At 60.9% G+C, this 26,550-nt stretch carries 26 protein-coding genes; 10 read left to right on the top strand and 16 right to left on the bottom strand.

The window, feature by feature from the left end:
• The 3 genes from ACSHXH_RS15760 to ACSHXH_RS15750 all read right to left on the bottom strand — a co-directional run.
• On the bottom strand, nt 1-1,766 hold a 1,766-nt coding region (locus ACSHXH_RS15760), incomplete at its 3' end, for an efflux RND transporter permease subunit (protein WP_435672743.1).
• Nucleotides 1,763-3,973, bottom strand: coding sequence for an efflux RND transporter periplasmic adaptor subunit (locus tag ACSHXH_RS15755; protein WP_435672742.1), 2,211 nt, complete (start codon nt 3,971-3,973; stop codon nt 1,763-1,765). The genes ACSHXH_RS15755 and ACSHXH_RS15760, both read right to left, overlap by 4 nt.
• A 90-nt stretch (nt 3,974-4,063) precedes the next feature.
• Nucleotides 4,064-4,471, bottom strand: a complete 408-nt coding sequence (locus ACSHXH_RS15750) for a hypothetical protein (RefSeq protein ID WP_435672741.1) — start codon at nt 4,469-4,471, stop codon at nt 4,064-4,066.
• 256 nt (nt 4,472-4,727) lie between these two features.
• Here ACSHXH_RS15750 and ACSHXH_RS15745 point away from each other — a divergent pair, with 256 nt between their 5' ends.
• The 3 genes from ACSHXH_RS15745 to ACSHXH_RS15735 are packed head-to-tail and all read left to right on the top strand — an operon-like array spanning nt 4,728 to nt 8,142.
• The gene (locus tag ACSHXH_RS15745) at nt 4,728-5,180 is read left to right on the top strand and encodes a DUF305 domain-containing protein (RefSeq protein WP_435672740.1); all 453 of its coding nucleotides are present in this window, start codon (nt 4,728-4,730) and stop codon (nt 5,178-5,180) included.
• Nucleotides 5,181-5,239: 59 nt separating this feature from the next.
• Nucleotides 5,240-7,681: a heavy metal translocating P-type ATPase gene (locus tag ACSHXH_RS15740; RefSeq protein ID WP_435672739.1), complete on the top strand. Its 2,442-nt coding sequence runs from the start codon at nt 5,240-5,242 to the stop codon at nt 7,679-7,681.
• The gene (locus tag ACSHXH_RS15735; protein WP_435672738.1) at nt 7,678-8,142 is read left to right on the top strand and encodes a c-type cytochrome; all 465 of its coding nucleotides are present in this window, start codon (nt 7,678-7,680) and stop codon (nt 8,140-8,142) included. The genes ACSHXH_RS15740 and ACSHXH_RS15735 overlap by 4 nt, the downstream gene beginning before the upstream one ends.
• Nucleotides 8,143-8,182: 40 nt before the next feature.
• On the opposite strand, the gene ACSHXH_RS15730 is transcribed toward ACSHXH_RS15735, so the two are convergent.
• Entirely contained in the window at nt 8,183-8,800 is a 618-nt protein-coding gene (locus ACSHXH_RS15730) for a Crp/Fnr family transcriptional regulator (protein WP_435672737.1), read from the bottom strand.
• 54 nt (nt 8,801-8,854) lie between these two features.
• Between ACSHXH_RS15730 and ACSHXH_RS15725 the strand changes: the two genes are divergently transcribed.
• Nucleotides 8,855-9,415 carry a hypothetical protein gene (locus tag ACSHXH_RS15725; protein WP_435672736.1) on the top strand — a complete coding sequence of 187 codons (561 nt, stop codon included), beginning with the start codon at nt 8,855-8,857 and terminating at the stop codon, nt 9,413-9,415.
• Between the two features lie 64 nt (nt 9,416-9,479).
• On the opposite strand, the gene ACSHXH_RS15720 is transcribed toward ACSHXH_RS15725, so the two are convergent.
• Nucleotides 9,480-10,799, bottom strand: a complete 1,320-nt coding sequence (locus ACSHXH_RS15720; RefSeq protein WP_435672735.1) for an MFS transporter — start codon at nt 10,797-10,799, stop codon at nt 9,480-9,482.
• Between the two features lie 9 nt (nt 10,800-10,808).
• Nucleotides 10,809-11,087, bottom strand: coding sequence for a metal-sensing transcriptional repressor (locus ACSHXH_RS15715; RefSeq protein WP_435672734.1), 279 nt, complete (start codon nt 11,085-11,087; stop codon nt 10,809-10,811).
• A gap of 63 nt (nt 11,088-11,150) precedes the next feature.
• Here ACSHXH_RS15715 and ACSHXH_RS15710 point away from each other — a divergent pair, with 63 nt between their 5' ends.
• From ACSHXH_RS15710 to ACSHXH_RS15700, 3 genes are all read left to right on the top strand, one after another.
• On the top strand, nt 11,151-11,510 hold the full coding sequence (locus ACSHXH_RS15710) for a hypothetical protein (RefSeq protein ID WP_435672733.1): 360 nt from the start codon (nt 11,151-11,153) through the stop codon (nt 11,508-11,510).
• Nucleotides 11,511-11,648: 138 nt separating this feature from the next.
• Nucleotides 11,649-12,302: a HupE/UreJ family protein gene (locus ACSHXH_RS15705; RefSeq protein WP_435672747.1), complete on the top strand. Its 654-nt coding sequence runs from the start codon at nt 11,649-11,651 to the stop codon at nt 12,300-12,302.
• A gap of 15 nt (nt 12,303-12,317) precedes the next feature.
• On the top strand, nt 12,318-12,932 hold the full coding sequence (locus ACSHXH_RS15700) for a transmembrane anchor protein (protein ID WP_435672732.1): 615 nt from the start codon (nt 12,318-12,320) through the stop codon (nt 12,930-12,932).
• 292 nt (nt 12,933-13,224) lie between these two features.
• Here the strand turns inward: ACSHXH_RS15700 and ACSHXH_RS15695 are convergent, their stop codons facing one another.
• From ACSHXH_RS15695 to ACSHXH_RS15675, 5 genes are all read right to left on the bottom strand, one after another.
• Nucleotides 13,225-13,509 (bottom strand): DUF6429 family protein, encoded by a 285-nt coding sequence (locus ACSHXH_RS15695; RefSeq protein WP_435672731.1) that lies wholly within the window; start codon nt 13,507-13,509, stop codon nt 13,225-13,227.
• Nucleotides 13,506-13,763, bottom strand: coding sequence for a WGR domain-containing protein (locus ACSHXH_RS15690; RefSeq protein ID WP_435672746.1), 258 nt, complete (start codon nt 13,761-13,763; stop codon nt 13,506-13,508). Before ACSHXH_RS15690 ends, ACSHXH_RS15695 begins: the two co-directional genes overlap by 4 nt.
• 85 nt (nt 13,764-13,848) lie before the next feature.
• Nucleotides 13,849-14,781 carry a DUF2493 domain-containing protein gene (locus tag ACSHXH_RS15685; RefSeq protein WP_435672730.1) on the bottom strand — a complete coding sequence of 311 codons (933 nt, stop codon included), beginning with the start codon at nt 14,779-14,781 and terminating at the stop codon, nt 13,849-13,851.
• Between the two features lie 370 nt (nt 14,782-15,151).
• Nucleotides 15,152-16,183, bottom strand: coding sequence for a DUF7146 domain-containing protein (locus ACSHXH_RS15680; protein WP_435672729.1), 1,032 nt, complete (start codon nt 16,181-16,183; stop codon nt 15,152-15,154).
• A 3-nt stretch (nt 16,184-16,186) separates the two neighbouring features.
• Nucleotides 16,187-20,581, bottom strand: a complete 4,395-nt coding sequence (locus tag ACSHXH_RS15675) for a strawberry notch-like NTP hydrolase domain-containing protein (RefSeq protein ID WP_435672728.1) — start codon at nt 20,579-20,581, stop codon at nt 16,187-16,189.
• 176 nt (nt 20,582-20,757) lie between these two features.
• On the opposite strand from ACSHXH_RS15675, the gene ACSHXH_RS15670 reads away from it, so the two are divergent.
• On the top strand, nt 20,758-21,051 hold the full coding sequence (locus ACSHXH_RS15670) for a hypothetical protein (RefSeq protein ID WP_054540740.1): 294 nt from the start codon (nt 20,758-20,760) through the stop codon (nt 21,049-21,051).
• 202 nt (nt 21,052-21,253) lie between these two features.
• On the opposite strand, the gene ACSHXH_RS15665 is transcribed toward ACSHXH_RS15670, so the two are convergent.
• The 5 genes from ACSHXH_RS15665 to ACSHXH_RS15645 form a co-directional block, all read right to left on the bottom strand.
• The gene (locus tag ACSHXH_RS15665; RefSeq protein ID WP_435672727.1) at nt 21,254-21,523 is read right to left on the bottom strand and encodes a type II toxin-antitoxin system prevent-host-death family antitoxin; all 270 of its coding nucleotides are present in this window, start codon (nt 21,521-21,523) and stop codon (nt 21,254-21,256) included.
• Nucleotides 21,524-21,585: 62 nt separating this feature from the next.
• Nucleotides 21,586-22,230 (bottom strand): antitoxin of toxin-antitoxin stability system, encoded by a 645-nt coding sequence (locus tag ACSHXH_RS15660; protein ID WP_435672726.1) that lies wholly within the window; start codon nt 22,228-22,230, stop codon nt 21,586-21,588.
• Nucleotides 22,223-22,642: a hypothetical protein gene (locus tag ACSHXH_RS15655; RefSeq protein WP_435672725.1), complete on the bottom strand. Its 420-nt coding sequence runs from the start codon at nt 22,640-22,642 to the stop codon at nt 22,223-22,225. Before ACSHXH_RS15655 ends, ACSHXH_RS15660 begins: the two co-directional genes overlap by 8 nt.
• Before the next feature lie 76 nt (nt 22,643-22,718).
• The gene (locus tag ACSHXH_RS15650) at nt 22,719-22,916 is read right to left on the bottom strand and encodes a hypothetical protein (protein WP_435672724.1); all 198 of its coding nucleotides are present in this window, start codon (nt 22,914-22,916) and stop codon (nt 22,719-22,721) included.
• Between the two features lies 1 nt (nt 22,917).
• Entirely contained in the window at nt 22,918-23,280 is a 363-nt protein-coding gene (locus ACSHXH_RS15645) for a DUF6915 family protein (protein WP_435672723.1), read from the bottom strand.
• On the opposite strand from ACSHXH_RS15645, the gene ACSHXH_RS15640 reads away from it, so the two are divergent.
• Entirely contained in the window at nt 23,173-24,384 is a 1,212-nt protein-coding gene (locus tag ACSHXH_RS15640) for a tyrosine-type recombinase/integrase (RefSeq protein WP_435672722.1), read from the top strand. The two genes, ACSHXH_RS15645 and ACSHXH_RS15640, sit on opposite strands and share 108 nt — an antisense overlap.
• A complete protein-coding gene (locus tag ACSHXH_RS15635) occupies nt 24,381-26,468 on the top strand; it encodes a tyrosine-type recombinase/integrase (RefSeq protein WP_435672721.1) in 2,088 nt (695 codons plus the stop codon). The genes ACSHXH_RS15640 and ACSHXH_RS15635 overlap by 4 nt, the downstream gene beginning before the upstream one ends.
• Nucleotides 26,469-26,550 lie beyond the last annotated feature (82 nt).

Below are 26,550 nucleotides of genomic sequence, written 5' to 3'. Positions count from 1 at the left end.
ATCAGGCGGTCGGTCTGTTGCAAGACCTCGCGCGCCTTGCCAATAGACACACCGGGATAGAGCGATGGCATATAGAGGAAATCGCCCTCGTTCAGTTCGGGCATGAATTCGGTTCCGATACGCTGAAGCGGCCACATCATCGAGGCGACAAGTGCGCCCGCCAGCACCGTCGTGGCCCATGGCCACGCCACAGCGGCGTCCAAAAACGGGCGGTAAATCCAGATCACGATCCGGTTCAGCGGGTTCTTTCTTTCTGGGATGATACGGCCCCGTATGAAATACCCCATCAGCACAGGGACCAATGTGATAGACAGGATCGCCGCCGCAGCCATCGCGTAGGTCTTGGTAAAGGCAAGCGGCTTGAACAGCCGCCCCTCCTGACTTTCGAGAACGAACACCGGCAGAAAGCTGACCGTAATGATGGCCAAAGAGAAGAAAAGTGCGGGGCCCACTTCCTCGCAGCATTCCGTGACAATGCGCCAGCGGTTTTGGTTGGTCAGCTTTTCTTGCTCAATCCGCCGATGCATCGCCTCGATCATGACGATTGCGGCGTCCACCATTGCCCCGATGGCAATGGCGATGCCGCCGAGGCTCATGATGTTGGCGTTCACGCCTTGCAGCTTCATGATGATGAAGGCCGCGAAGATGCCAAGCGGAAGCGATAGCAGGATCACCAGCGACGACCGGATGTGTAAAAGAAAGGCGGCACAGACCAGAATGACGACGATGAATTCTTCGGTCAGTTTCTTTTGCAGGTTCTCGATCGCGCGCTCGATCACGCCCGCGCGGTTGTAGGTGGTGACGATCTCCACACCTTTGGGCAGGCTGGATCGCAGCTCTTCGATGCGGGTTTCCACGGCCTTGATCGTGGCCAGCGCATTGCCGCCCCAGCGCAGGATCACCACGCCGCCAACGGCATCACCCTCGCCGTTGAACTCGCCCACACCCCGTCGCATCTCCGGGCCAAGGCGGATGTCGGCGACATCGGCCAAAGTGATTGCTGCACCGCGCGCATTCACCATCAGCGGTGCTTTGGCCAGGTCCGCCAGTTCATCGACGTAGCCCGTGGAGCGAACCATGAATTCAGCCTCGCCCATCTCGATCACGCTACCGCCTGTCTCGCGGTTCGCGCCCTGAATAGCGTTGCGGATCTGGGCAAGCGTTACATCATAGGCGCGCAACTTGTTGGGATCGACGACGACTTGGTATTGCTTGACCATGCCACCAATGGTTGCCACTTCAGATACCCCATCGACGGTTTGCAGCTCGTACTTCAGGAACCAGTCCTGAAGCGTGCGCAACTCGGCCAAATCATGGCCGCCGGTGCGGTCAATGAGCGCATATTGGTAGATCCAACCAACGCCGGTCGCGTCTGGTCCAAGCTGGGGCGAGACACCTTCGGGCAGATCGGCGGCGATCTGGCCAAGATATTCCAGCACCCGCGTGCGCGCCCAGTAAAGATCAGTGCCATCCTCGAAAACCACATAGACATAGCTGTCGCCGAAGAACGAAAACCCGCGAACGTCACTGGCCCCCGGCACGGCAAGCATGGCGGTTGCAATGGGATAGGTGATCTGGTCCTCGACCACCTGCGGCGCTTGACCGGGATAGGGCGTTTTGACGATCACCTGTACATCCGACAGGTCAGGAATCGCGTCTACGGGGGTTTCCCGAATTGCCCAGATACCTGCAACGGCCATCATCACCGCGAGAGCCAGAATGATCACGCGGTTCGCGATCGAGGCGCGAATGATGGCCGGGATCATTGGATTACCTCGGGGGACGAAGCCACGCCGATCAGCGTCAATGAGAAGTCCGCGTTGCGCTTGAGCAACAGCGTGACCTCGTCTCCCTCCGGCAGGCGCGACACATCAACTGACGGATCAATGGCGAAATCCATCGTCATCCCCGGCATCCCGATCTCCATCATCGGGCCGTGGGTGATGTTTGCCACACCCGCCGCGGCATCGACGGCATTGATGGTGCCAGGCACTTCCATCGGTGGGGCAATGGGTTCGGCTGAAGCAAGGACCATTGTCATACCATCCGGGCGGGCGAAGGTCAGGGTCATCTCCTGCCCCGTGATCAACGCGGCAGGATCAAGCGCCTCGTCCAAGGCGAAGCCCATGGTCATGCCGGGCATCCCGATCTCGACAATTGGTCCGTGCGCGATGGTGGCCATGCGGGTCTCTGGAGCAACGCTCTCGATGGTCCCGGACACAACAATTGGCGGGGCTGCAGCGTCTTCTGTCGCCGCACTCATCGGTTCGGGCGTGCTCATCTCGTCGTCGCTCATCATCCCGTCGCCTCGCACGGCGACGATTGTGAAGAGCCCATCCTCCCCTTTGGACAAATCAAATTCGACGGGCTGATCGAGCGGCACGTCTGCCACGTCGAACCCTGCGACTGGCATGTCCATCTGCATTGAAGGCCACCCCAATTCCGGGATCGGATCATGAGATAGTGTCAGTTTGCCATCCGCCGTGACGGCCATGACAGTTCCTGTGCCTGTCGCGGCAATGCCATCGTCGCTGCCAAGCTCGATGAGGCTGAGCAACCCGTCCGCGCCGCGTGCCGCACGGAACGCCACCTGCAAACCCGGTTTCAACCGGCCCAGCTGAATGTCGGCGCGCAGCGGAAAATGCGATGTCAGCGCAGGCCAATCCAGCGCGTCCAGTGCTGCATGTCTGATCGTGGCGCTGCGGTTTTCGATATCGAGCGCAATCAACTCACCCGTCCCGCGCGCCGGGGCCTCGTCCGTCGGCGCCATGCGCATCAGACCGGCGCTCAAGGCGCTCTCGCTGTCGATCAGAAACTGAGCGGAGGCGACGACTTCCTCGCCGGGTGCCAGACCTTGCACGACTTCCGTCCGCCCGCCCCCGCCGAAATTGTCCCGCAGACCCGTTGTGATCAGGCGCGGCTTGAACGTGCCCTCCCCGGTTTTCAGAATGACGCGTTCGGCAGCGCCCGTGCGAATGATCGCCTCGGTCGGGACTGTCAGCGCCATGCGTGTCTGGTTGGGGATCAGGCTGACATTTCCAAACATGTTGGGCCTGAGCAGCCCCTCGGAATTATCAAAGCGCAGGCGCACTGGCAGGGTACGCGTCTCGGGATCAAGTTCAGGATAGATGTAATCGACTACGCCCTCGAAGGTGCGTCCGTGCAAGTGTTCAAACCGAGCGACCGCGCGCATGTCATCTGTCATGCGCGCGATGTCACGCTCGAACACATCCACGATCAGCCAGACGGCACTGAGGTCGGTCAAAGAGACGGCGCGAACACCAGGTTGCAGGAACATCCCGTCTGCTGCCTCGAGGGAGATGACCACCCCGTCCTGTGGGGCCAAAACCTCAATGTTACGCGCAAGCACACCTTCTGCCTCGATCCGGGCGATCTGGTCGTCCGACATGCCAAGGCTCCGCAAACTACTGCGCGCCGCCTCGAGTATGCGGGTGTCGGCATCCTCAACCGCGCGCACAAGATCACTGCTGGCGGAGCCGATCTGGGGCGAGAACATTTCAAAAAGGATGTCACCTGTTCGCACCGGATCTCCGACGGCGCGGACGTTCAACGCCTCGATCCAGCCCTCGACGCGGGTGTGCACATGGCTTGTCAGGTGTTCGTCATAGCCCACAAAACCCACCGTCTCGATCCGCTGCGAAATCTCGGCGGTCTGCGCAATCGCGGTGCGGACACCGATCGCATTGATCTCGGCTGCTGACAGCGTCACCTCGGACGGATCGCCAGAGGGCTCCTCACCCGCAAAAACCGGCACCAAGTCCATTCCCATGGGGGATTTACCAGGACCCGGTTGGCGGAAATTGGCATCCATCGGAGCAACCCAATAAAGGATTTCTGGCCCCGTCGATCCGGCCATGTCCGATGGATTGAAGTACAGTCTTTCCAGATAGATGCCACCAGCAACCCCGGCGGCAAGCGCCAGAATGCTCAGGGCTGAATATCGTCCACGCATTGTTGCCTCGACCCCAGTTCCGACAACGGAACTGTTTCTAATCAATTGCAGTCGCGCAGTCGCAGGATGCGGCCACGGTTCGGAAATCAATCAGAGGTTTCTTGGGGGTCGATCTTTTGAGGAGCTGACGCTGGAAGTCATAAGCCTGCCGCAATCCAGCAATGTGGCATCGGGCAAAAGCATGCCCGCAGCGAGGATTTCCGATGACGGGAACGTCATGTGAAAGCAGCACGTTGAAAGCACGCAGTGCGCACACTTCTCCTGTGACACACCATTTTCTTGGGCGGTTTCGGCAGTGTTCGCCATCTTTGCCAAGTGCATCGGACAGTCACTCTCTGCACCCGACATGACTTGGTGGTGCGCCTGACTATCGAACATAGAGGCAGCGGCATGTGCAGAAGGCGATATGAGCTGAAAAACGAACACCAAGATCAGGAGCAAAAGCCCCATCGGTCGCAAAACCGACCCGATCCCGAATCTTTCATTCAGCCATGTCATGCAGAGGTCATCCAGTGTTCACGACCGAAATGCAAGTCAGATCAGCGTGAACGGGCTGATCAGCGAAGATCTGCAAACGCCAAGGCCTTGCAAATAAAAGCTGATTGATCGTTCACACGAAACGCTTTCAAGGTCTGCCGTATCCAACTTGTCATCGATTTCCTTTTTTGTTTGGAACCTTCCACCGTAGGAATGTTGTTTGTTTTCAAAGGCTGCAATTTGGAGAATGACAATGAGTTACTCGCGATTTATTGCAATGATTGTCACATCGACGGTCGTGATGTTCGGGTTGATGTATCTGAATACATACACGTTGGGACACATCCAGTTCAGTGAAACCCGGGCCTATATGGCGCTCTATATGGGTGCGGTGATGGCAGTCATAATGCTGCTTTTCATGTGGGGCATGTATAAAAAGAAAGCGTTCAACTACGCCATCATCGGATCGAGCGTGGTTGTCTTTGCCGTCTCGCTCTTCTTGCTGCGATCACAAACAACCGTTCAGGATGTCTCTTGGATGCGGGCGATGATTCCGCACCACTCCATTGCTATCTTGACCAGTGAGCGCGCGGAAATCTCTGACCCACGGGTGCAGCGGCTTGCCCAAGACATCATTGAAGCGCAACGCCTCGAGATTGCGGAAATGAATGCCTTGATCGCTGACCTTCAGGGAGGACCGCCCGCGACGCCGGAAATAGATGGGCGATGAGGCGGCCTTGACCTTCCAGTTACTGGAAGGACTATGTTGAGCCCATGGAGGATCTGAGTATGTCGGAGACAGCACTCGCCGAGAAAATCATCACGCGCGATCCCGTATGCGGAATGACAGTCGACGCGGACAAACCGCGTCTGGAGCATGATGGGCATGTCTATCATTTCTGCCACGACGGATGCAGGGACAAGTTCGTCAAAGATCCCGAGGCGTATATCGAGGCGACCGATCCCGTTTGTGGGATGACCGTCACGCGGGCGACAGCGCAGTTTCTGTCAAAACATGCGGGTGATCGTTTCTATTTCTGCTCGGAACACTGCCAGCACAAGTTCGATGAAGCTCCCAACGACTATCTGGGGGATCGTGCCGAGAGTGAGCCGATGCCGGAAGGCACCATGTATACCTGCCCGATGGACCCTCAGATCGTTCAGGAAGGCCCGGGTGACTGTCCGATATGCGGCATGGCACTCGAGCCGATGATGCCCACAGCTGATGCAGGACCAAACCCCGAATTGGTCGACTTTCGACGCAGGCTCTGGATCGGAGGACCATTGGCGCTGGCCGTCCTCGCGCTTGAAATGGGCGGGATGATTGGCATTCCGTGGGCTGGGTGGTTCGGCGCTGAAACCGTCCGCTGGCTTCAGTTCCTGCTCGCTTCACCGGTTGTCCTCTGGATCGCGCTCCCATTCTTCAAGCGTGGCTGGTCGTCGATCGTGACCGGCAATCTCAACATGTGGACGCTGATCGCGATTGGCACGGCTGCCGCCTATGCCTTCAGCCTCGTTTCTCTCCTCGCACCGGGTATTTTCCCTGCCAGTCTATTGGGCGATCACGGTCCGCCACTCTACTTCGAGGCTGCGGCCGTGATCCTTATCCTTGTCTTGGTCGGGCAGGTGATGGAGCTGACGGCCAGAGAACGGACCGGTGACGCGATCCGCGCACTCATGGATTTGGCTCCCAAGACGGCGCGACGCGTGACGGATGCTGGCGACGAAGATGTAGCACTTGATGACGTGGTCAAAGGCGACAAGCTACGGGTGCGGCCCGGTGAAGCTGTGCCCGTGGATGGAATTGTATACGAAGGCCGATCATCAGTAGATGAAAGCATGCTCACCGGGGAACCTGTCCCGGTCGAGAAGGCTGCGGGAGACGCGGTCACGGGCGGCACTCTCAACAAGACCGGTTCGTTCGTGATGACAGCGGAGGCCGTGGGCAGCGATACGGTACTTTCAAGGATCGTTGCAATGGTTGCGAGTGCTCAGCGTTCGCGCGCGCCAATCCAGGCGATGGCAGACCGGGTGGCAGGCTACTTCGTGCCGATCGTCATCGGTATTGCAGTGCTGGCTTTCGTTGTCTGGATGGTCATCGGCCCAACACCAGCACTCGGCTATGCGGTTGTGGCTGCCGTCAGCGTTCTGATCATCGCTTGCCCCTGTGCCCTCGGGCTAGCCACACCGATGTCGATTATGGTGGCAACTGGACGGGGCGCTCAGGCAGGTGTCCTGATCCGAGACGCAGAGGCGCTGGAACGATTTGCAAAGGTGGATGTTCTCGTGCTCGACAAGACAGGCACGTTGACGGAAGGAAGGCCGACTCTGACGGATGTTGTCGCCTTGGGCGATAAGACAGAGGAAGAGGTGTTGGGGTATGCGGCAGCTCTTGAACGCGGCTCAGAGCACCCTCTTGCCGAGGCTATCCTGAAAGGTGCCGGGGAGCGCGGGGCCGGGAAGCTGGACCTAGCGGATTTCAGTGCGGTCACTGGCAAAGGTGTCCGCGGCAGAATTGACGAAACCGAAGTCACCCTTGGCAACACGGCACTGATGCAAGGCCTCGGCGTCGACATTTCTGCTGTCAAAGATCAACTGGCCGCGTTCCAGAACAGCGGAAAAACCGCCATGCTCCTGACTGCAGACGCTAAACTTGCCGGGATTGTCGCAGTTGCCGACCGGATCAAAGACACGACACCTGCGGCCATTCGTGATCTGCATGCAGCCGGTCTCAAGATCATCATGGCGACAGGAGACAGTCAAGGCACCGCAGACGCCGTCGCCCGAGACCTCTCGATCGATGAAGTGCGTGCCGAGGTCTCGCCCGAAGACAAGGCGGATCTGATCGCGGAACTGAAAGCGAAGGGATATTCGGTCGCTATGGCTGGCGACGGCGTGAATGACGCGCCCGCCCTTGCGGCGGCGGATGTCGGCATCGCAATGGGCACTGGCGCGGATGTTGCGGTGGAGAGCGCTGGCGTCACCCTGCTGAAGGGCGACCTCGGCGGCATCGTGCGTGCGCGGGTTCTGGCGCAAGCCACGATGCGCAATATCCGCCAGAACCTGTTTTTCGCTTTCATCTACAACACGGCGGGCGTCCCGATTGCAGCGGGCATCCTCTTCCCGGTTTTTGGCGTGCTTCTGTCACCCATGATTGCTGCGGCGGCAATGAGCCTGTCGTCGGTATCCGTAATCGGTAACTCGCTGAGACTGCGGGGTATCAAATTGTGAAGCTGGTCGTCTCAACCGGGATTGTAGTTGTGTTGGTGGGTGTGGCCGCATTCTTTTTCTTTGACGCAGGTCCGAAGACTTTTGTCACCGGTGAAGACTATCTGCCGAACCTTGCGCGCGGTGAAGCGGTCTATGCGGAGGCATGTGCTTCATGTCATGGCGCAAATCTAGAAGGGCAACCGAATTGGAAATCCCCGGGACCAGATGGACGTCTACCCGCACCGCCGCATGACGAAACCGGCCACACATGGCACCATCCAGATCGATTGCTGCTTCAAATCACCGCTTTGGGCACTGCAGCCGTGGTCGGAAATGGATATGAAAGCAACATGCCTGGTTTTGGCGAAATGTACTCAGAAGATGAGCTTCGAGACGTGCTGGCATGGATCAAAACCCAATGGCCCGATCGCGAGCGCGACCACCAAGTGCAAGTCACCGCGCAGGACAGCCAAAGCAATTGACATGCGTTGACCGCCAGGTTCGTATTACAGGAATAAGCCGCTATGAGACGAGGCGCACACGTCCGCGCGCCGGCCTGATCACCCGCCCTTGTTTCTCAAGTCTGGCGAGCGCCCTGTAAAGTGCGGGTGCCGTCACATCCAAATCCTGCGCCAATGAAAGAAGCGGAACGTCTTCGGGCAAATCATCGTTCTCATCCACCACTTCAATGAGCCTCGCGATAATGCCCTCGGTCAAAGGCTTCGTTGCCCTCAGTTCGAGCAATCGTCGGGACTGCATCAGCGACTTTGACAAATAGGCAGCAAATCGTTGTGCGAGGTCAGGTGACGTCGCCAAAGCATCCAGAACCGCCTTCCGTGGCAATATATCGATCGCGGCAGGTGTAGATGCCACAGCGTCACAATGGCAGGATTCAGCAAAAAGGGATGCTTCAGCGAAGGTTTCGCCCTGCCCTGCCGCGTGAATGCGTATCGAACGCCCTGTCTCGGACCACCTGACCAGATCAATCCGGCCTTCATGCACCTTCATGAAACCCGGGCTCGTTTCTCCTTGGCGAAACATGACTTCACCCGCGTTCAGCATCACCCGCCTTGCTTTGGCCGGTGCGCAATTGTGGTTCAGCTCAGCAAAGAAATCGAGGTGCGACATGACCATGATCATATTTGCATAGAGCGCTCGATGCTACCTATCATCCCAGCCAAAAAGGAAACTCCTATGAAAGTTCTTTACCTCCCTTGCCTTATCCTGACTTGGACGCTTGCGACGGCGAGTACGACGTCAGCCCAGCACAGTGATCATCAAAATCATGGAAGCATGCATTCGACCACGACCATGCCAACGGAACCGGGCGATGCCTCTTTTGCCGCAATTAGCGAGATCGTGAAAATTTTGACGCAAGACCCGGACACCGATTGGGAGCGCGTTGATATCGACGCCTTGCGCGTTCACTTGGTCGACATGACCCAGCTAATTCTGGGCGCGAGCGTTGAAACAGAAGAGATACCGAATGGCCTTCGAATGACAATATCGCGGTCGGGCCGTCCGGGGGGAGCCGCATCCCGCATGGTCCCCGCGCATGGTCCCGTCCTTGCGAGTGAAACCGGTTGGTCATCGATAGTCGTTTCCAACGAACGATCGATCACTTGGACCGTGACCGACCCCGAAGACGGCGATGTCTCTCAGATAAGGTCACTTGGTTTTTTTGGTCTGATGGCGACGGGGGACCACCACAGAGCACACCATATCGCTATCGCAAAAGGTGTTTCGACTCATTAGCGAGTGACCGCTTCGACCACATCGCTAAAGCTGATCCATATCTCTATCAAAGGCTACGGTGTGCTTATCGTATGCTCGGCCAATGCTGATGATAATCATCAATAACAATTGGGTGGCTGTGTGATCGGCCACCGCGAACATGCGGGTGATCTTCTGGAAGATCATCATGAACATGTTCGAAAGTTCCAGTATCGTCACGCGCCCAAAGTAAGACCCCACAAATTATCCCAATGGCTGCGAGCAATGCCAAGAATGCAAAGACCGTTGTGGGTCCCGTGATGGTAATCAGCCAGCCTGCAAGCGGGTATGTCACTAGCCAGCAGGAGTGTGATAAAGCAAACTGAGCAGCGTAGACGGCGGGTCTGTCTTCAGCGTGTGCGGATCGTTTGAGTAGCCGCCCTGATGGGGTCAGCACGACAGAATAGCCGATCCCGATAACGAACCATCCCGCAAGCAGTGGGAGCCACTGCGTGTCGTAGATCAGTGAGATCAGCGACAGACTGAGCAGCGAGATAACCAGCACTGCCGCACCGCCGATCATCACCGGGCGGTCGAGGAAGTTGTCCAGAAGTCGGGGAAGCAAAAGGGCGGCCAGCATTGACCCGCCACCGAATGCACCAATAGCAATGGCGACTTGCGCATCCCCAAGCCCCAGATCGGCGCGGACCAGCACCACGGTGTTGACCAACACCATAGAACCCGCTGCTGCCGCTGCGAGGTTGAGCGACAACAGCCCGCGCAGGCGCGGTGTGGCGAGGTATATCCGCATCCCGCGCGTGGTGCGATCATAGATGCCCCGATGTGCGGTTGGTTGCGGGCTGGGCAGCAGAACCGACACGACCAGAAAAGCCGAGCCAACGAATCCGATCACGGTGCCGAAGAACAACGCATGATAGCTCACGAAGGTCAGCAGGATTGCGGCTAACATCGGGCTGATGATGTTCTCAAGGTCGTAGGCCAGCCGTGAGAGCGACAGAGCCCGAGTATACCGGTCTTCCTCTGGCAGGATGTCGGGGATGGTCGCCTGAAACGTCGGCGTGAACGCGGCAGATGCGGATTGCAGCACGAAGATCAGGATGTAGGCCTGCCAAACCTCGGTTACGAATGGCAGGCACAGCGCCACAGCGGCGCGCACCAAGTCGAGGCTGACCAGCATCGTGCGGCGCGGCCACCGATTGGCGAAGGCCCCAGCGATGGGCGCAATTCCGACATACGCCACCATTTTGATGGTGAAGATCGTGCCCAGCACCAGCCCGGCGCGTTCGCCTGACAGATCATAGGCCAAAAGCCCCAGAGCGATTGTTGCAAGACCTGTCCCAAGCAGGGCCACGATCTGTGCAAGGAAGAGATGCCGGTAAGTGCGATCAGCCAGGACAGAGAGCATGGGCCTTCCTCATAGGTACTTGGTGATCGCCTTGAACTCTGCTGTTGCAGGCGCTCCATCGCTGCCCGCACCGGCCATTGCAGCATCAAGGCAATGGTCGATATGATCCTGAATCAGGGTGCGCTTGGCCTGCGTGATGGCCTTCTCGACAGCATGGAGTTGCTGCGCGATGTCGGTGCACGGGCGCTCCGCCTCGATCATCTCGATCACGCTGAGAAGATGGCCGTTGGCACGTTTCAGCCGCTTGATAATATCGGGGTGGGTTGCATGGGGCGTGTGTTTTGTCATAAACAGACGGTATCCCCCCTGGGGGGATAGAGCAAGCGGGCCAAGACCTGCAGAAATGGGCACATGAAACGACAGGTGAACTCAGTCCTGCGCTATGCAATGACCATCGCTTTGGCGGTCGGGATCATGCTGTCGTCTTATGCGCAGAGCGAGCTGCATGAATTTGCCGAGATCGCAGAACTCCTGGCCGAGCATCAGGCCGAGATCGAAGACCATGGCCATTCCCATGATGATATCGTGGATATTCTGCATATTTTCCAAGGCCATGCACACGAGATGGCCGACCACGACCACAACACCGCTTATCTATCTCCCAGACGCGGCTTGGGCCTCGTTGCGCCTTCAAGTACCACTTGGTCTCTGATTGAAATTGCAGCGTCCGACCGCAGCGTTCACGATTTAGATCGACCGCCACGAGTGTGATGTCGCGCCTATTCGGTGCTTTCCTCCATCAAACTCAATAAACGGAAAATCAAAATGATACCCAACCGATCCTATCGGTCAGGGCACCCGTCGCATGCTTTGCGGCAGACCCTGATCCTCTTTACCACTATCGTGCTGATGCTGATCGCTTTCGCGACCTCGGCTTACGCCCATGCCGTGACACCCGGCGACGCAGGCTATATCCAAGAGATATTCGGGGTGCATATCATCTCGTTCATCTATCTGGGCGCAAAGCACATGATCACGGGATATGACCATATCCTGTTCCTGCTCGGCGTCGTCTTCTTCCTCTACCATATGAAAGACGTGGCGATTTATGTCAGCATTTTTGCCGTCGGCCACTCCGTCACCATGATTGCGGGCGTCTGGTTTGGCTGGGGCATCAACGCGTATATCATCGATGCCATCATCGGTCTGTCGGTCGTCTACAAGGCCCTCGACAACCTTGGCCTCTATCAGAAATGGTTTGGGTTCCAACCGAACACCAAGGCCGCAACTCTGATCTTCGGGCTGTTCCACGGCACCGGTCTTGCGTCAAAAATCCTGGATTACCAACTGTCCGAAGACGGGCTGCTCACGAACCTACTGGCATTCAACGTCGGCGTCGAGGTGGGTCAGCTTCTGGCGCTTTTCGTGATCCTCATCGTGATGGGGTACTGGCGTCGCAGCCCCAACTTCATGCGTCAGGCTTCCGTCGCGAACATCATCATGGTCGGCCTTGGCCTTCTGCTCACCTACCAGCAGATCGCAGGCTACATCGCCAGCACATAGAGATTGGAAAAAACAATGTACAACGCACAGAAACCCAACATCGAAGACCTGCCAACCCCAGCCCAACTACGCCGGTCCACCATCATTGCAGGCCTGACGGCAGTCGCCATAGGCGTTATGGTCTACCTGCCCGCCGAATACGGCACCGACCCCACAGGCGTAGGGAGCATCCTTGGCCTTACGGAAATGGGCAAAATCAAGCAGCAGCTTGCCGCAGAAGCGGCGGCGGACGAAGCGCTTCATGGCAACGATGACAGCTCATCTCTGATGAATGATATCTTCGGCCTATTCGTTGGGGCAGCACACGCGCAAGAAGCCTGGCAGGACGAGATCACATTTACCCTCGCTCCCGGCGCATCCACCGAGATCAAGGCCACGATGGAGGAAGGGGCTACAATGAACTACGCGTGGGTCGCTACAGGAGGGCGGATCAACTTCGATCTTCACGCTCATGCAGATGGTGAGGAAGTGACTTACGACAGAGGTCGCGGCCAAACATCTGGTGACGGCAGTTTTCAGACCCCCTTCGCGGGGGATCACGGCTGGTTCTGGCGAAACCGTGATGATGCTGACATCACAGTGATCCTGCAATTGCGCGGCGACTACAGCGAGATCGTTCGTAGCGAGTGATCCAAGAAACCGGCCACCCGCTCAGGGATGTGCGGGTGGCCGCAAGGCCAGTACTGGAAGGTTAAGCCGACATCCAAACGGTGTGCAGCATCGGTCAGGTTGGGCTCAGTCCTGCTATTTGCCGCGCTTGGTCTGAAGGTCCGCTGTCGGAAATGCATCGAAATTTGCAAACACTTCTCTCTGCGCATTGCCCCCGCTTGGGTCGAGTCATGTCGCAGCTATGAAAAACTTCAAGTTTTTCCAGTATTGCGCCTCGATTGTCGCATCGCCAGCTCGCCCTGCTCTCCCCCGATCATTCTACCTTTGTGAACTCCCGTGCCAGTACTGCCTGCGCGCGCTCAATGCCCTCGGGCATCAGTGTCAGTGATTTCGTCTTGCGCCTCGGATCCTCGATCAGACCTTTGTTATGGAGCAGGTCAGTGATGGCCCAATCGACTCCCTTCCAGACCTGATCGCCGTAATGCAGCGTCAGGCTAAGGATCGCGAGAGCCGCATCATCAATCTTATCGATGTCGAGTGCCATCTCCTCCTCGTTTTCCTGTGTCTGCCCGCTTTTCGAACCGTGGCCGCGCATCATGCATATCCCCGCCGCTTCTTTATCGCCGCAAGTTTCATCAGCGCGGTGACAGCGCGCCCTTCATCTGGATGCTGCTCAATCATCATCTGCCCGCGCGCGACAATGCGGCCCCATTCGCGCACCAAGCTGGCGCTCCCAAAGAGATCGGGCTGAATGCTCATGCGGTAAAGCCGCCGCATGTTGCAGGCTGGATCGATCCGCCGCATCTGCAGGTCGGTCGGGAACACCTCAAGTTGAGCGACAGAGTGAGACATATCGTGGTCCAGCAGGCTTTTTTCCACAATATCAGGTGGAAGCATGCGCTTCCACCTTGATTTCCCCGCGAGGGGAAAAGGGGGCTCACGCCCCCTTCTCGAACTTCATGACCGGGATGCCGAGCTTCTTGGCTTTGTCGGCAAGGTTCTCCTGGATACCCGTGCCGGGGAACACCAGAACACCCACGGGTAGCACCTCCAGCATCGCGTCGTTGCGCTTGAAGGGGGCGGCTTTGGCATGCTTGGTCCAGTCGGGCTTGAAGGCCACCTGCGTCACGCCCCGGGCCTCGGCCCATTTGGCGGCGATGAGTTCCGCGCCCTTCGGGCTTCCACCGTGCAGAAGCACCATATCGGGATATTTGGTCCGGACTTGATCGAGCTTGCCCCAGATCAGGCGGTGATCGTTGAAGTCGGTCCCACCGGTGAGGGCGACCTTGGGGCCAGCGGGCAGCATCACCTCGGTTTCCGCGCGGCGCTTGGCGGCCAGGAAATCGCGGCTGTCGATGAGCGCCGCCGTCATGTGCTGGCGGTTCACCATCGAGCCCGTGCGGGGGCGCCAGGTCGATCCCGTGTGATGGACAAACTCGGTGGCGGCGTGATCACGCATCATGTCCATGCAGTTGCGCCGTTCGACGAGGGTCAGGCCTTCGGCCGTAAGGCGCTCGAGTTCGGTGGATTTCACCTCCGAGCCGTCCTGCTCGCGCTGAAGGCGGCGCTGCGCCTGTTCGTTTTCGTCGAGCGACCGCTCGATCCGGGAGGTCGCGCGGTGGAAGAGGTTGACCTGACCCCAGAGCAGCTCCTCAACGTCGGGTTCCATGCGGGTGTCTTCAAGGCTCGCCACGAGGGCATCGAAGATGTCGGCGACGGCGACCGCAAGGCGCTGCCCATCGGGCATCGGGCGCGGATCGGGCTCATCAAAAGGACGGAAGCCATAAAGCTGCAACTCGTCGAGCGCGTGGGCGGTCTGGGATGCGGTGTGGGCGGGTTCATACGCGTCGTCGTGGGTGTGGATCGTCATCGGTTTCTTGCCTCCGGGCCTGTCTCGTCCGCGCGACAACCCGCGCGGCCTTCATGGGCTGCGAAAGCCGTCACGGGGGACGCCCCTTCACCCCGCCTTCGGGGCCGGAACGCATGTGGAGGAAGGCGGCAGGCAAGCTATTTGTTTCGCGATGCAAAGCGGGGGCTCGTCCCCCGCGGCGGAAATAGCTTGCCTGCCGCCCTTGATGGGGCGTCCCCTTTGACGGCCGCCTGCCCATCTCTTGAAGGCCGCTCGGGTGTCGGGTGGATGAGATTTACCCGGAAAGAGGCAAAGGTGTTGATCCACACCCACGACAGGACTGCAGGACCCCTACCCCCTCAGCCCCTGACCACCCTCTGCGCGATGCGGCTCAGCCCAACAGGCGTTGGCGATCCTCAAGCCCGATCTGCCCTGTCAGATGCAGGCGCAGCGCCTCCTTGCCGTTCGCGCGGAGATCATCGTTGAAATCCCCGAGCCGTGGTTCCAGCACCCGTACGGCAATCCCGGCATCAAGGGCTCTGGCGCTCAACCTCTCTGCCGCGCGCTTACCGGCCGGATCGCGGTCGATGGCGATGTAGAGGCGCTGTACCCCCTCCGGCAGCAGGACCGCCCCGAGGTGACCCGAGGAGAGCGCCGCCCAGACGGGAAGGCCGGACACAGCTTCGACGAGCGACAGCATGGTCTCGATGCCCTCGCCGATCACGAGGATGTCGTCATGCTGGGTCAGCCTGACAGCATTGCCCAGGAGGTGACCCATAGCCCGCCGCTGCGTTTTGACCGCCGCCTTGCCCTCGCCGTCGTGCGCAAGCCAGGTGCGATGCACACCCTGCAAGGCCCCTGCCCCATCGGTGACCGCCGCGATCAACGCCGGTCGTGGGATGCTCCGGGTCTGGCCCTCATCCCGATGCCAGCACTTCGGATGGAAGCGCAGCGCACTCGTCATGCCGCCTTGGGTGATGCCTCGGGAGCGGAGGTAGGTGTCGGCAAGCGTGCCTGCGACCGGCACCGAGGCTGCAAACAATCGCGCCGCCGCCGCTGGCGTGCCACCGGGGGCTTTGGCCTTCTTCGGCACTGACCTATTCGGGAGGACCGGCTGGGGACGGCCAAGATGCGCTCGGGCCTCGGCCAGAAGATCGGGAAAGCGCGAGATCCCGGTTCGCTCGCGGATGATGTCGAGGAGATCACCATGCAGTCCGACCGCCGCATCCTGCCACTTTCCGCGCGCACCCGGCCCTGACGCAGGCTCGGTCAGCCGCACGAAGAGCGACCGGCCAGGATTGTTCTGCAGATCGCCCACGATCCAATAGGACCCCTCCCGCCGTCCGGCGGGAAGGTAGGCGCGACATACGCTCTCTGCATTCTCCGCGAGTGCGCGGATCACATCTTCAGTCTCGGAATACATGGCTCAGCACCCTCCGCGCGCATGTAGTCCTGTCACGGGACAACGTGCAAGCAGGCGGTCCAGCACTTTGACCCCGCTCGCATCCGCCGGACAGAAGAGGCGCAGCTTCCAGCTGATGATCTCCGAGAACAAGCCATCGGCCTTGAGCCGGTCCTTCGCCGCTTCCGTGAACCCCGACAGCTCGATCCGGTTCACCCCCATGACGCGGGACCGGTGCAGCTCCATCCCTTCGGCCAAGCGCACGACCGTCTTGCCCTCCAGAACAAGGGCATGGACCTGCGCCGCAGTTAGCGTCGGCGCATCGCTGGCCAGCGTGGCCGCGACCCAAGACGGCGAGACGCGGCGACCGATGATGCGCTGGCCATCGTCGGTTTGTAGCCGGTAGACGCGGGTTTCATCCTGGGGGAGCTGCTTCCAGATCGGCAGCAGCAGCCCCGCCACGATGTGCAGCGTGGTTTCCGTGAACTCCGGCACCTCAGCCAGTTCCGCGGTCCATGCGGCGGCGAAGGCCGCGCGGTCGGCTTCCAGCCAGTGTGTGTCGTCCATGATTTTGGCCGGCACCGTGCTGGCCTCCGTCGGGCGGATCAGCCGCAGGCGGGGTTCGATGGTGCCGTCGTCCAGCATCAGGCTGGTGGCGGGCACCTGCACGGCGGCCCGGCCCGAGCGGCTGTTGACCAGCAGGCGTGCCTTTAGGTCGTCGAGCCAGTCGAGCGCGTCCGCCAGTGACAGCGGTGTATTGCGCTGCTTTTGCGCGATACTCAGCAGCTGGGTTTCCGCGCCGGAGCCGGGATGGGTGTAGATCACCCGCGCATCGGTGACGCAGAAGCTTTCAGCGCGCAGCGTCTCGAGCCCGAGGTCGTAGACCCCGGCAGCGATAGCACCCTCGATGCGCTGATCAAGCAATTCCTCGAATGCCGAGAAGAGCACCGCCTGCATGTCAATCGTCAGCGCCAGCAGGCGATTGAGGAAGGTCGTGATTGACGGCAGGTCGTCCTTCAGACCGTTGTCATCGGTCAGGCTGAGGCAAGTGGCATCCTCAAACGCCCCGAGCGAACAGCCCGCAACATCACCGCGATAGAGGCGGCGGTAAAGCTGGCGCAGAGCGTCGCGGGCATAGGGAGACTCCAGATTGTCCTCAGGGCGGAACAGCCCCTGCCCGCCGGTCTGGCGTTGGCCACGCGTGATCGCCCCGAGTGTATCGAGACGGCGCGCGATGGTCGACAGGAAGCGCTTCTCCGCCTTCACATCCGTGGCGACGGGTCGGAACAGCGGCGGCTGCGCCTGATTGGTCCGGTTGGTGCGGCCCAATCCCTGGATGGCGGCGTCTGCCTTCCAGCCGGGTTCCAGCAGGTAATGCACCCGCAGGCGCTGGTTCTTCGCTCCGAGATCAGCGTGATAACTGCGCCCAGTGCCGCCCGCGTCCGAGAAGATCAGGATGCGCTTCTGGTCATCCATGAAGGCGGCGGTCTCCGCAAGATTGGCAGACCCCGCCCGGCTTTCCACAACGAGGCGTGCGGCAGGGCCCTCGCCCTTGCGCACGATGCGGCGCGAACGGCCCGTGACCTCGGCCACCAGAACCGTGCCGAAGCGCTGGACGATCTGGTCCAGCGCGCCGGGCACCGGCGGCAGCGAGGCCAGATGCTCGATCAGCGCGTCGCGCCTGCGCGCAGCTTCGCGACATTCCACTGGCTGGCCATCGCGCGTGACAGGCCGCGAGGAGAGGTTGCCCTCGCTGTCGGTGAAGGGCTCATAAAGCTGCACCGGGAAGGAATGGGCGAGGTAGTCCAAGACATACTCGCGCGGCGTGATGTCGACGCGGATGTCGTTCCACTCCTCGGTCGGGATCTCCGACAGGCGGCGCTCCATCAGCGCCTCACCTGTCGAGACGATCTGGATGACAGCCGCATGGCCTGCGGTGAGATCAGCGTCGATGGCGGCGATCAGGGTGGGGGTTTTCATCGAGGTGAGCAGATGGCCAAAGAAGCGCTGCTTGGCAGACTCGAACGCCGAGCGCGCGGCCGACTTGGCCTGACGGTTCAGTGTGCCGCGGGAGCCTGTCGAACTGGCCGGGCCAGTGATGTTAGCGGCTTCCATCGCGGCGGTGAGGTTGTTGTGGATGATGGCGAAGGCCCCGGCATAGGCATCGTAGATGCCGCGCTGCTCCGGGCTGAGGGCATGAACCAGCATCTCGTATTCGACGCCGTCATAGGACAGCGAGCGCGCCGTGTAGAGGCCAAGGGACCGCAGGTCGCGGGCGAGGACCTCCATCGCAGCAACGCCACCGGCCTCAATGGCCTCGACGAATTCCGCGCGCGTCGCGAACGGAAAGTCCTCGCCGCCCCAAAGACCTAGGCGCTGCGCATAGGCGAGGTTATGGACCGAGGTTGCGCCGGTGGCCGAAACATAGACCACGCGGGCATTGGGCAGCTTGTGCTGCAGACGCAGGCCGGCCCTGCCCTGTTGCGAAGCCGTGACATCGCCGCGCTCGCCCTTGCTTCCTGCGGCATTCGCCATGGCATGGCTTTCGTCGAACAGGATCACCCCGTCGAAGTCGGCCCCCAGCCAGTCGACGATCTGATCGACGCGGGACTTTTTTGCGCCCCGCTCCTCGGAGCGCAGCGTGGCATAGGTGGTGAACAGAATGCCGTCGGAGAGCGGGATGTCGCGGCCTTGTGCAAAGCGCGACAGTGGCGTCACCAACAGCCGCTCCTGGCCGAGCGCCGACCAATCGCGCTGCGCGTCCTCAAGCAGCTTGTCGCTCTTCGAGATCCAGAGCGCCTTGCGGCGGCCTTGGCAGCAGTTGTCGAGCAAGATCCCAGCCGACTGGCGGCCCTTGCCCGCCCCGGTGCCGTCGCCAAGGAAGAAGCCGCGGCGGAAGCGGATGGCGTCGGGATCATCGTCCTTGGCGGCAGACACCATATCGCCGGTCTCATCCACGCACCAGGACCCGGCAAGATACGCGCCATGCGCCTCGCCCGCGTAGATCACAGTCTCGATTTGCGCATCGGAGAGCAGACCGTTGCGCAGCACGGCGGGGGGAAGCTTGGGGCGATAGGTCGGTTTCGGGGGCGCAACCGAGGCCATGGCGGCCGATTGCACCAGCTTGGTCGGGTGCGGTTCCGCTCCGGGGATGTCGATCGCCTGCAGGCGGAAGGTCTCATAAATGGCATCCGACAGGCGAGTGCTGGCCCCGTCCTCGGTTGCATCGCGCAGGGTATAGGCGAGGTCTGCGGCCTCGATCTGCACCGCGGTGTTGGTGGGGGCTGTTGCAGGCGTGGCGCGCGACGAGCTGATGCCTGTGCGCGTGGTGCGGGCAGGATTTCCCGGGAAGGGGGGAGTAAGGCCCAGCCCGGCTGGTGCGACCTGCGCCAGCACGAGGCGCGGAGGGACGTGGGCAGTGATCAGCGAGAGCAGGCTGGCGACATCCGGCGAAATCGGGCGCGTCAGATCGGCTGTGATGCCGCCCGCCTCGCCACCGCGGCATTTGTCGAAGACCGAGAGGCGGGTTTCAAAGCTGGTGCCGTGCTTGGCGAAGGCCGCACCCGACACGGCACCTGTAAAAACCAGATGCGCGGTCTCGGTCAGGCGGGCGAAGGTTTCCGCCCAGGCAGGGGCGTCGGGCGCGAAACTCGCTCCCGTGATGGCAACCAGCCGTCCGCCGGGAGCCAGACGCGCAAGCGCGGAGCGCAGATGCCGGGCTGTCGCCTCGGTGGTGCGGGTATCGACATTGGCCACGACCGAGAACGGCGGGTTCATCAGGATGACGCTCGGGCGCAGGTCCGCGTCGAGATGATCGTCGATCTGGGCGGCGTCAAAGCCCGTGACCGGTCGACCCGGAAACAGGCGGCGCAGAAGATCGGCGCGGATGTCGGCAAGCTCGTTCAGCGCGAGACTGCCGCCCGCGATTTCTGCGAGGATCGCCAGAAGGCCTGTCCCGGCCGACGGTTCGAGGACCAGGTTGCGTGGTGTGATCTGTGCCGCAGCCAGCGCCGCCAGCCCCATGGGCAGCGGTGTCGAGAATTGCTGGAACCGCTCCATCTCCTCGGATCGCCGCGTATGGGTCGGCAAGAGGCCGGACACCTTTGCAAGAATCGGCAACAACGCGCCGGGCGAACCGGCACGTGCCAACAGCGCACGGCCGAACTTCCGCAGGAACAGAACCAGCGCCACCTCGCCCGCTTCATAGGCCAGTTTCCAGTCCCAAGCGCCGGTCGCATCAGAGCCGCCAAAGACGCGCTCCATCTCAACGCGCAGGCGCAGCGCGTCGATCTGGAACCCCTGCGCCAGATCGGGCTGCAGCGCTTCGGCGACGCTCAAGATCGCAGCCGTATCGGGGGAGGGGATGGGGGCAACAGACGCAAGTGCGCGCTCGGTCGCAAAATGGGCGAGATGGGTCATCGGGAAACTCCGGAATGAGGGACAGGATCAGGCCCGGACGCCCTCTTTCGGGCACCCTCAGGCCTGACCTCCCCCGGCCCTCCTCTTCCTCTCAAACCCCATGATCTGCGCAAGCGGCTTGCTTTTGTTCCTGTTATGTTCTATTTTAAGAACCACGCTAAGAAGGGAGATCCCCGATGGAAAGCACCACTTACGCCCTGCCCGCGACGCCCAAGCAGATCGCCTATGCGCGCGCGCTGGCCCTGCGCAACCAGACGCTTCTGCCGTGGGAGGTTCAGCAAGATCGGCGCTCCTTGAGCGCCTGGATCGACGCACAGGCCAAGCTGAAGCCGGGCCCGCAGGACAGCCGCCCGACATCGAAGCAGGTCGCCTTCGCCGAGCGTCTCGCCCGGATCAAACGCCGCGCCGTCCCGGATGAGTGTTTCCGCGACAAGGGGCTGATGTCAAAATGGATCGATGGGAACAAATGAAGCTGGGTAGCCCCTGCGGTGATTGAGACTACTTCAGCCGATCAACAATCGATGCCCCGCCCGACCTGGCAAGCGCGATCAGGCTGGACTGGATTTTGGATGTGAAGACGGAACTGAACGTGCCGATGGGCCCTCGGTCTCACCGGCCATCTGTTCGCGTTTCCACAAGAACGGATAGCGGAAAACCTCTCCAGCACTCAGCTTAGTCATCAGCCCGCGTCAAGTCCCGCTCGAGCCCTTCTATCATCAGCGCCTTGAGATCCTCGGGCATCTCGTCGAGCATGTGCGCTTGCTGCGTGGCGCCGCGCGCGAGCTGTTGATACTGATCCATGCTCATCAGCACGAATTTCGGCTTGCGATGTTTGGTGATCGCGATCGGCGACCGAATGGCCGCGTCAAACAGGTCACTTGTGTGCCGCGTCAGGTCGGCCGCCTTGAACTCGGGAAGATCATGCATGATCGAGGTCTCCATTTGTGCAGAATATACATACATTCTGGATATTCTGCAAGAGATGGGTTGCGCCCTCCCCTGTGTCATCCGAACCGCCGCCCTGCTTCGGTGAAGGTGTATTCATTGGCGATGATGCCGTCCTCAACGGACTCGTCCGAGGTCAGGTGGTCGTATTCAGCCTCAAGCTGGCGGTCGAGCCAGCGGGCGAGATCGCGCAGCGCCTCGGTCACAATCTCTTCGGCATCCTCGCTGGGCGGCTGCCAGGTCGGGCTATCGCGGGTGACGTCCACGGACATGCAGTATTCGTGGTAGTAGCGGCCGCGGTGGCTGACCTCGGCAGCGAGCTGGTAGAAATTCCGCCGCTGGATGGCCTGCAGGCGGTCGGCGATGCCATGCAGCGTCGCGTCGGTCGGGGCGTAGTCACGGATGCGTGCAGCGACGCCCTTGGTGTGGCTGAGATAACCTTCGAAGCAAGCCCCATCCCCTTGGCTCCAGAATCCTGAGAACCAGATGCAGGGTTTGGCCCGCGTCCCGCCGCCCATCAGGCGCACGGGCGTGGTTTTGAGCCGGACGCCGAGAATATCGCAGATACGCTCGAAATCTTCGTAGACCGTGTCCCACCAATCGTCGTGAGGCCCAAGCTCGCGATACCAGCTGCGCGCCTTTTCCTTGGCTGCATCTGAAAGCTCGGGGAACTGGTAGACGGTGGTGCAGATGACCTCAGGCATCGACGTCCTCCCCGTTCAGCGCGGCGGCCAGCCATTCATGGCTGCTCGTCCAGCCGACGGATTTCCGCGCGCCGAGGTCGATGATATGCGCGCCGCCGCCGAAGGCGTCGAGGCGAGGCCGGGAACAGGTCAGACCATACTGGAACCCCCAGAGGCCGGTGAGGTCGAGGTCTTCTGCCAGGCGTAGCACGAAGCGGATAACCGCCTCGACATCGCCGTGCTCGTCGTCATGGATCCAGAGGGTGCTGCCCTCAGGCGCATCCTGGTGCACGAGGTCGAAGCCTGCGACCTCAGGGTCATCGGCGTCCTGATCGGCTTCGCGCAAGCTCTGGAACAGGGCAAGGGCCCGGGCGGCCTTGTCGGGGCTGCCGACGTCGATCAGGCATGAGAAATGGGTGAAGTAATCCGCCATGGGGACCTCCTGAGATTGAGAAACCCGGACCTTGGGGCCGGGCGCTGGATTGGGATGAAGGGTTGGTTGGAAGCGATCAGCCGGTGGGATTGTCGCCCGATGCCTGCCGCGCGGCATGCGCGCAGAGCATCTGCCGGTAGAAGCGCTTGCGCGCGGTCCGGAAGCAGCGCACGGCGCGCGTGTCGGGGTGCAGCGCCCGGACCGCCGCGCGCAGAACTGTCTGGGGCGATGCCGTCGGCGGCAGACCGAGGCGCAAGTATGCGGGATCAGTCATGTCAACTGACCTCGGCCACGGGCGAGGCGAGATGCGGATCGACCTGCGCCTCGATCCGCCCGGACCGGCCCATCCAGGGTTCGGGCCGGATGGCCTTTACCCAGTCTGCAAAGCTCGGGATGAAGCCGAGGTCCTCCTTGACATGCTGCTCGCCCACCCAGCGGGTCGGAATGATGCGCCCGGTCGAGAGCGTGAGAGTTGGCCCGAAAATCGTCTCGGCCATGAATATGCCCTCGGCGTGGTGGCGGAGCGCACGATGCCGAAAATCGGCGGTGATCTCCTTGCTTTGGTCGATTATCTGGACACTTGCGATTTCACCTCCAAGGCTGAAGCTTTCACCTTTTTCCGAGGACCGATTATGCAAGTCACCAGAACTCCAGAGGGGACTGTCCCTCGCTATTTTGTCCGCGACGATGCTGGTAATTCCATCGAACCGATTCACGATTTCCTCCGTTATCTTGACGCTCGGGGCTCATCCCCGAACACCATTCGCTCCTATGCCTACGACCTGCGGCGCGTGTGGGAGTTCTTCGAAGCCCGAGGGCTCGAGTGGCAGGGCTTCAACATTTCGAACGCCGTCAATCTGATCGCTTACCTGCATGACCGGATCGATATGCGCCCCGGCCGGTCCGCAACCGCGGCTGGCCCGGATCGGCTGTCACCGGCAACGGTCAATCGAGCGCTGGCGGCAATGTCGTCTTTCTGCGACTGGGCGATCATCGCAGGGACGCTGACCCCGCCGAACCCGATGCGGGTCAGCAAGAGTATCAACAAGCCTGCGGTCACTGATCGGCACAGACCGTTCTTTGAAGGCATTTCCCGTCGCTCAGCGAGTGTGCGCGTGATCCGTGTCCGCAGCGTTCACCGCCTGCCTCGCCCGTTGAGCGACGACCAAATCGAACGTCTACTCGCCGAGCTGACCAACCTACGCGATCGCGCCCTTGTGCTGCTGATGCTGCACGGTGGGCTCAGGCCAGGCGAAGCGCTCAGTCTGCATCTCGAGGATATCGCCTATGGGCGGCGGCGCGTGACCGTTCGATGTCGCGCTGACCACCCGAAAGGCGCACGCGGAAAGTCGCGCGTCGAGCGTGTCGTCGACCTCCATGACGGGCAGGCCCTGGATACCATCAGCGCCTATGTCATGCGTGACCGTCCCCGCGAGACAGAGACGCCGTTCATCTTTCTCGTCGGAGGAAACGGCACGAGGCGGTCTGAGCCCTTGTCCTATGCCGCGTTGGCAAAAGCCTTCGCGCGAGCGGCGGAACGAGCCGGGGTCAAATCGCCCGGCGTCACACCGCATGCGCTGCGACATACCCACGCCACCCGCATGTGGGAAGCTGGCATGCGAGAGCTGACCCTGCAGCGCCGGCTCGGGCATGCATCACCGGAATCGACGCGCATCTATACTCGCGTGTCCGACGCCACTGTGCTCGCCGAGTACAGCCGTGCAATGGGGCTGAAGCCATGACGGCCCCCTTGCCGGATGCCCTGATGACGTTTCCGACCGACATCGCGCCGTCGCATAGCGGGGAGGAGGAATACCGCACATTCATCCTCAGCCTCGACATGACCCGCAATATGAAGAACCGGTACATCGCTCAACGTCGAGAGTTCGTCGCCGCTTTTCCCGATCTCGCTTTTTGGTGCGAACAACCGCTTGAGGTTCGGCTCGGCCGACTTCACGGAACGTCGGCCTTCACACCTGAACACCCCGCCTCGTTCTGGGCGCGGCAATATCTCTACTACCTCGCCTTCACGGACCGCCTCCGCCTCGACTATGGGTTCCTCCTGTCGATTTCGCCCATGTATTCCGCCCAACTCGCAAATCAGCTGGGCATCGATCTAGGCATTCCGGATCTCCGCAAGCGCCAGAAAGCGATGGGGTATCACCAGACGACGCCACAGGGGTCGTCCGTCTGGGTGGTTTCCCGAATTGCGCTTCATTCCGGCATACGTTCGCCCGAGCTTATCAGCCCCGACGACCTTGACGTGTTGAACGATGCAATTTCTGCATATGCGGCGTCTTCCCTGATGAAGCGCTTCCATGGCTACGACCCGCAGAAGGCCAAGACGACCGCCCATTTCTGGCACCGCTATGTCCGACAGACACAGCTTGTCCTGCACCACCTCGGCAACGGCATCGCGCGACCGCGAATGACCGCCGACAAGCGCAGGCCTTATATCTATCCGAGGCCAGATATGGGTGTCTTCATCGAGCGCTGGCTGGAGATCAAGCGCACCAGCCTTTCCAGGGTGACGGTCGACCACTGCGCCGTGTCGCTCCGCCGCTTTGTCGACTTCCTGGTTCGCCACGATCCAACGATCGAGAAGTTCAACAATGTCACGTCCGAGGTAATGACCGCCTTCCTGATCGATCTTAGGAGCCAAGTCGGCGCCAGAACCAAGCGTCCATTGTCGGTTACCGCTCAGAGATCCCGTGCGCTTCATGTCGCGCAATTCCTTAGCGAGGGGGCGGCCTGGGAATGGCCGGATTTCCCGACGCGACCAGTTCTGAACACCCGCGATCTTCCCCGCCTTCCGCAACGCTTGCCTCGGTATATCCCCGCCGAACAGCTTGGCCCGCTCATGGAAGAGGTCCGCAAGCTTCCCTGCGATTTCCAGCGCGCCGCGATTCTGATCGCGCGATGGTCCGGCGCCCGTCGGACAGAGATCGCAAGGTTGCCCGTCGACTGTCTGGACGCCTATCCGGACGGAACGCCACGGCTGCGCATTCCGGCGGGAAAGACCTACAGGGAACGGCTCGTGCCGCTTCACCCTGAGGCTGCTGAAGCTCTTCGCAAGGTCATCGACCTGCGCGCAAAGTCGGACGAACGCCCGGTCCCGGATGCCAGAACCGGCCAATACGTCAAGTTGCTCTTCTACCGCCGCGGCGTCGCGATCTCGCCGGACTACCTGTTCAATTATCCACTCAAAGACATCTCTCACCGACTCGGCTTGGTCGATGGAAAAGGGCAGAATCTCATCTCGGCACATCGCTTCCGCCATACGGTCGGCACGGAACTCGCCGAAGGCGGTGCGCGGATGCAGACGATCATGGACGTGCTTGGGCATCAAAGCCCGCACATGTCGATGGTCTATATCCGTGTCAGCGATGAAGCGGTGCTCGCGGACTATCAGGCCGTGTTGAAACCTGATGCGCCGATCGCCGGACCCGCGGCAGAGATCATCCGCAATCAGCGACTGCCGCAAAGCACGGTCGATTGGCTGAAGTGCAACTTCCTGAAGACCGAGCTCGAACTCGGCCATTGTCTCCGGCTGCCGGAAGAAGGTCCCTGTGAATGCGACCTCTATCTGAACTGCGCCAAATTCGTCACCACCCGATCTTATGCGCCGAGGCTGCGAGCGCGCCATCGCCTCGAACTCAATCTGACGGAAGATGCGCGTTGCCGCGGTTGGACACGAGAGATCGAACGGCATTCAGGAATAGCTTCCCGCATCGCACAGCTTCTCGTCGAACTGGGCGAGCCAGTCACAGACGCGGCCCAGGAGGTCGGGCAGACGGTCGAAGCGGCACGGAAAATGTCGCGGTAGCCCACAGGTACCTCCCCGTCGCCCGCTCCGCTGCGCGCGTATCCGCGCTACGCGGGCGGCGGGGGCCCTCCTATGGACAACA

It is taken from the genome of Marivita sp., from assembly GCF_051251565.1.
Classification (GTDB): Bacteria; Pseudomonadota; Alphaproteobacteria; order Rhodobacterales; family Rhodobacteraceae; genus Marivita.
Note: the sequence above shows the minus strand (reverse complement) of the source record. Positions and strands in the feature narration are given on the sequence as shown.

What these genes read in the sequence shown, in the direction of transcription:
- ACSHXH_RS15725 (WP_435672736.1), top strand. Translation starts at nt 8,855, where the DNA reads ATGAAAGTTCTTTACCTCCCTTGCCTTATCCTGACTTGGACGCTTGCG.
- ACSHXH_RS15705 (WP_435672747.1), top strand. Translation starts at nt 11,649, where the DNA reads ATGCTGATCGCTTTCGCGACCTCGGCTTACGCCCATGCCGTGACACCC.
- ACSHXH_RS15650 (WP_435672724.1), bottom strand. Translation starts at nt 22,916, where the DNA reads ATGACTGATCCCGCATACTTGCGCCTCGGTCTGCCGCCGACGGCATCG.
- ACSHXH_RS15660 (WP_435672726.1), bottom strand. Translation starts at nt 22,230, where the DNA reads ATGCCTGAGGTCATCTGCACCACCGTCTACCAGTTCCCCGAGCTTTCA.
- ACSHXH_RS15685 (WP_435672730.1), bottom strand. Translation starts at nt 14,781, where the DNA reads ATGACGATCCACACCCACGACGACGCGTATGAACCCGCCCACACCGCA.
- ACSHXH_RS15640 (WP_435672722.1), top strand. Translation starts at nt 23,173, where the DNA reads ATGCCGAAAATCGGCGGTGATCTCCTTGCTTTGGTCGATTATCTGGAC.
- ACSHXH_RS15690 (WP_435672746.1), bottom strand. Translation starts at nt 13,763, where the DNA reads ATGTCTCACTCTGTCGCTCAACTTGAGGTGTTCCCGACCGACCTGCAG.
- ACSHXH_RS15635 (WP_435672721.1), top strand. Translation starts at nt 24,381, where the DNA reads ATGACGGCCCCCTTGCCGGATGCCCTGATGACGTTTCCGACCGACATC.
- ACSHXH_RS15755 (WP_435672742.1), bottom strand. Translation starts at nt 3,973, where the DNA reads ATGCGTGGACGATATTCAGCCCTGAGCATTCTGGCGCTTGCCGCCGGG.
- ACSHXH_RS15700 (WP_435672732.1), top strand. Translation starts at nt 12,318, where the DNA reads ATGTACAACGCACAGAAACCCAACATCGAAGACCTGCCAACCCCAGCC.
- ACSHXH_RS15670 (WP_054540740.1), top strand. Translation starts at nt 20,758, where the DNA reads ATGGAAAGCACCACTTACGCCCTGCCCGCGACGCCCAAGCAGATCGCC.
- ACSHXH_RS15740 (WP_435672739.1), top strand. Translation starts at nt 5,240, where the DNA reads ATGTCGGAGACAGCACTCGCCGAGAAAATCATCACGCGCGATCCCGTA.
- ACSHXH_RS15745 (WP_435672740.1), top strand. Translation starts at nt 4,728, where the DNA reads ATGATTGTCACATCGACGGTCGTGATGTTCGGGTTGATGTATCTGAAT.
- ACSHXH_RS15715 (WP_435672734.1), bottom strand. Translation starts at nt 11,087, where the DNA reads ATGACAAAACACACGCCCCATGCAACCCACCCCGATATTATCAAGCGG.
- ACSHXH_RS15710 (WP_435672733.1), top strand. Translation starts at nt 11,151, where the DNA reads ATGAAACGACAGGTGAACTCAGTCCTGCGCTATGCAATGACCATCGCT.
- ACSHXH_RS15695 (WP_435672731.1), bottom strand. Translation starts at nt 13,509, where the DNA reads ATGATGCGCGGCCACGGTTCGAAAAGCGGGCAGACACAGGAAAACGAG.
- ACSHXH_RS15655 (WP_435672725.1), bottom strand. Translation starts at nt 22,642, where the DNA reads ATGGCGGATTACTTCACCCATTTCTCATGCCTGATCGACGTCGGCAGC.
- ACSHXH_RS15675 (WP_435672728.1), bottom strand. Translation starts at nt 20,581, where the DNA reads ATGACCCATCTCGCCCATTTTGCGACCGAGCGCGCACTTGCGTCTGTT.
- ACSHXH_RS15720 (WP_435672735.1), bottom strand. Translation starts at nt 10,799, where the DNA reads ATGCTCTCTGTCCTGGCTGATCGCACTTACCGGCATCTCTTCCTTGCA.
- ACSHXH_RS15750 (WP_435672741.1), bottom strand. Translation starts at nt 4,471, where the DNA reads ATGACATGGCTGAATGAAAGATTCGGGATCGGGTCGGTTTTGCGACCG.
- ACSHXH_RS15730 (WP_435672737.1), bottom strand. Translation starts at nt 8,800, where the DNA reads ATGATCATGGTCATGTCGCACCTCGATTTCTTTGCTGAGCTGAACCAC.
- ACSHXH_RS15680 (WP_435672729.1), bottom strand. Translation starts at nt 16,183, where the DNA reads ATGTATTCCGAGACTGAAGATGTGATCCGCGCACTCGCGGAGAATGCA.
- ACSHXH_RS15665 (WP_435672727.1), bottom strand. Translation starts at nt 21,523, where the DNA reads ATGGAGACCTCGATCATGCATGATCTTCCCGAGTTCAAGGCGGCCGAC.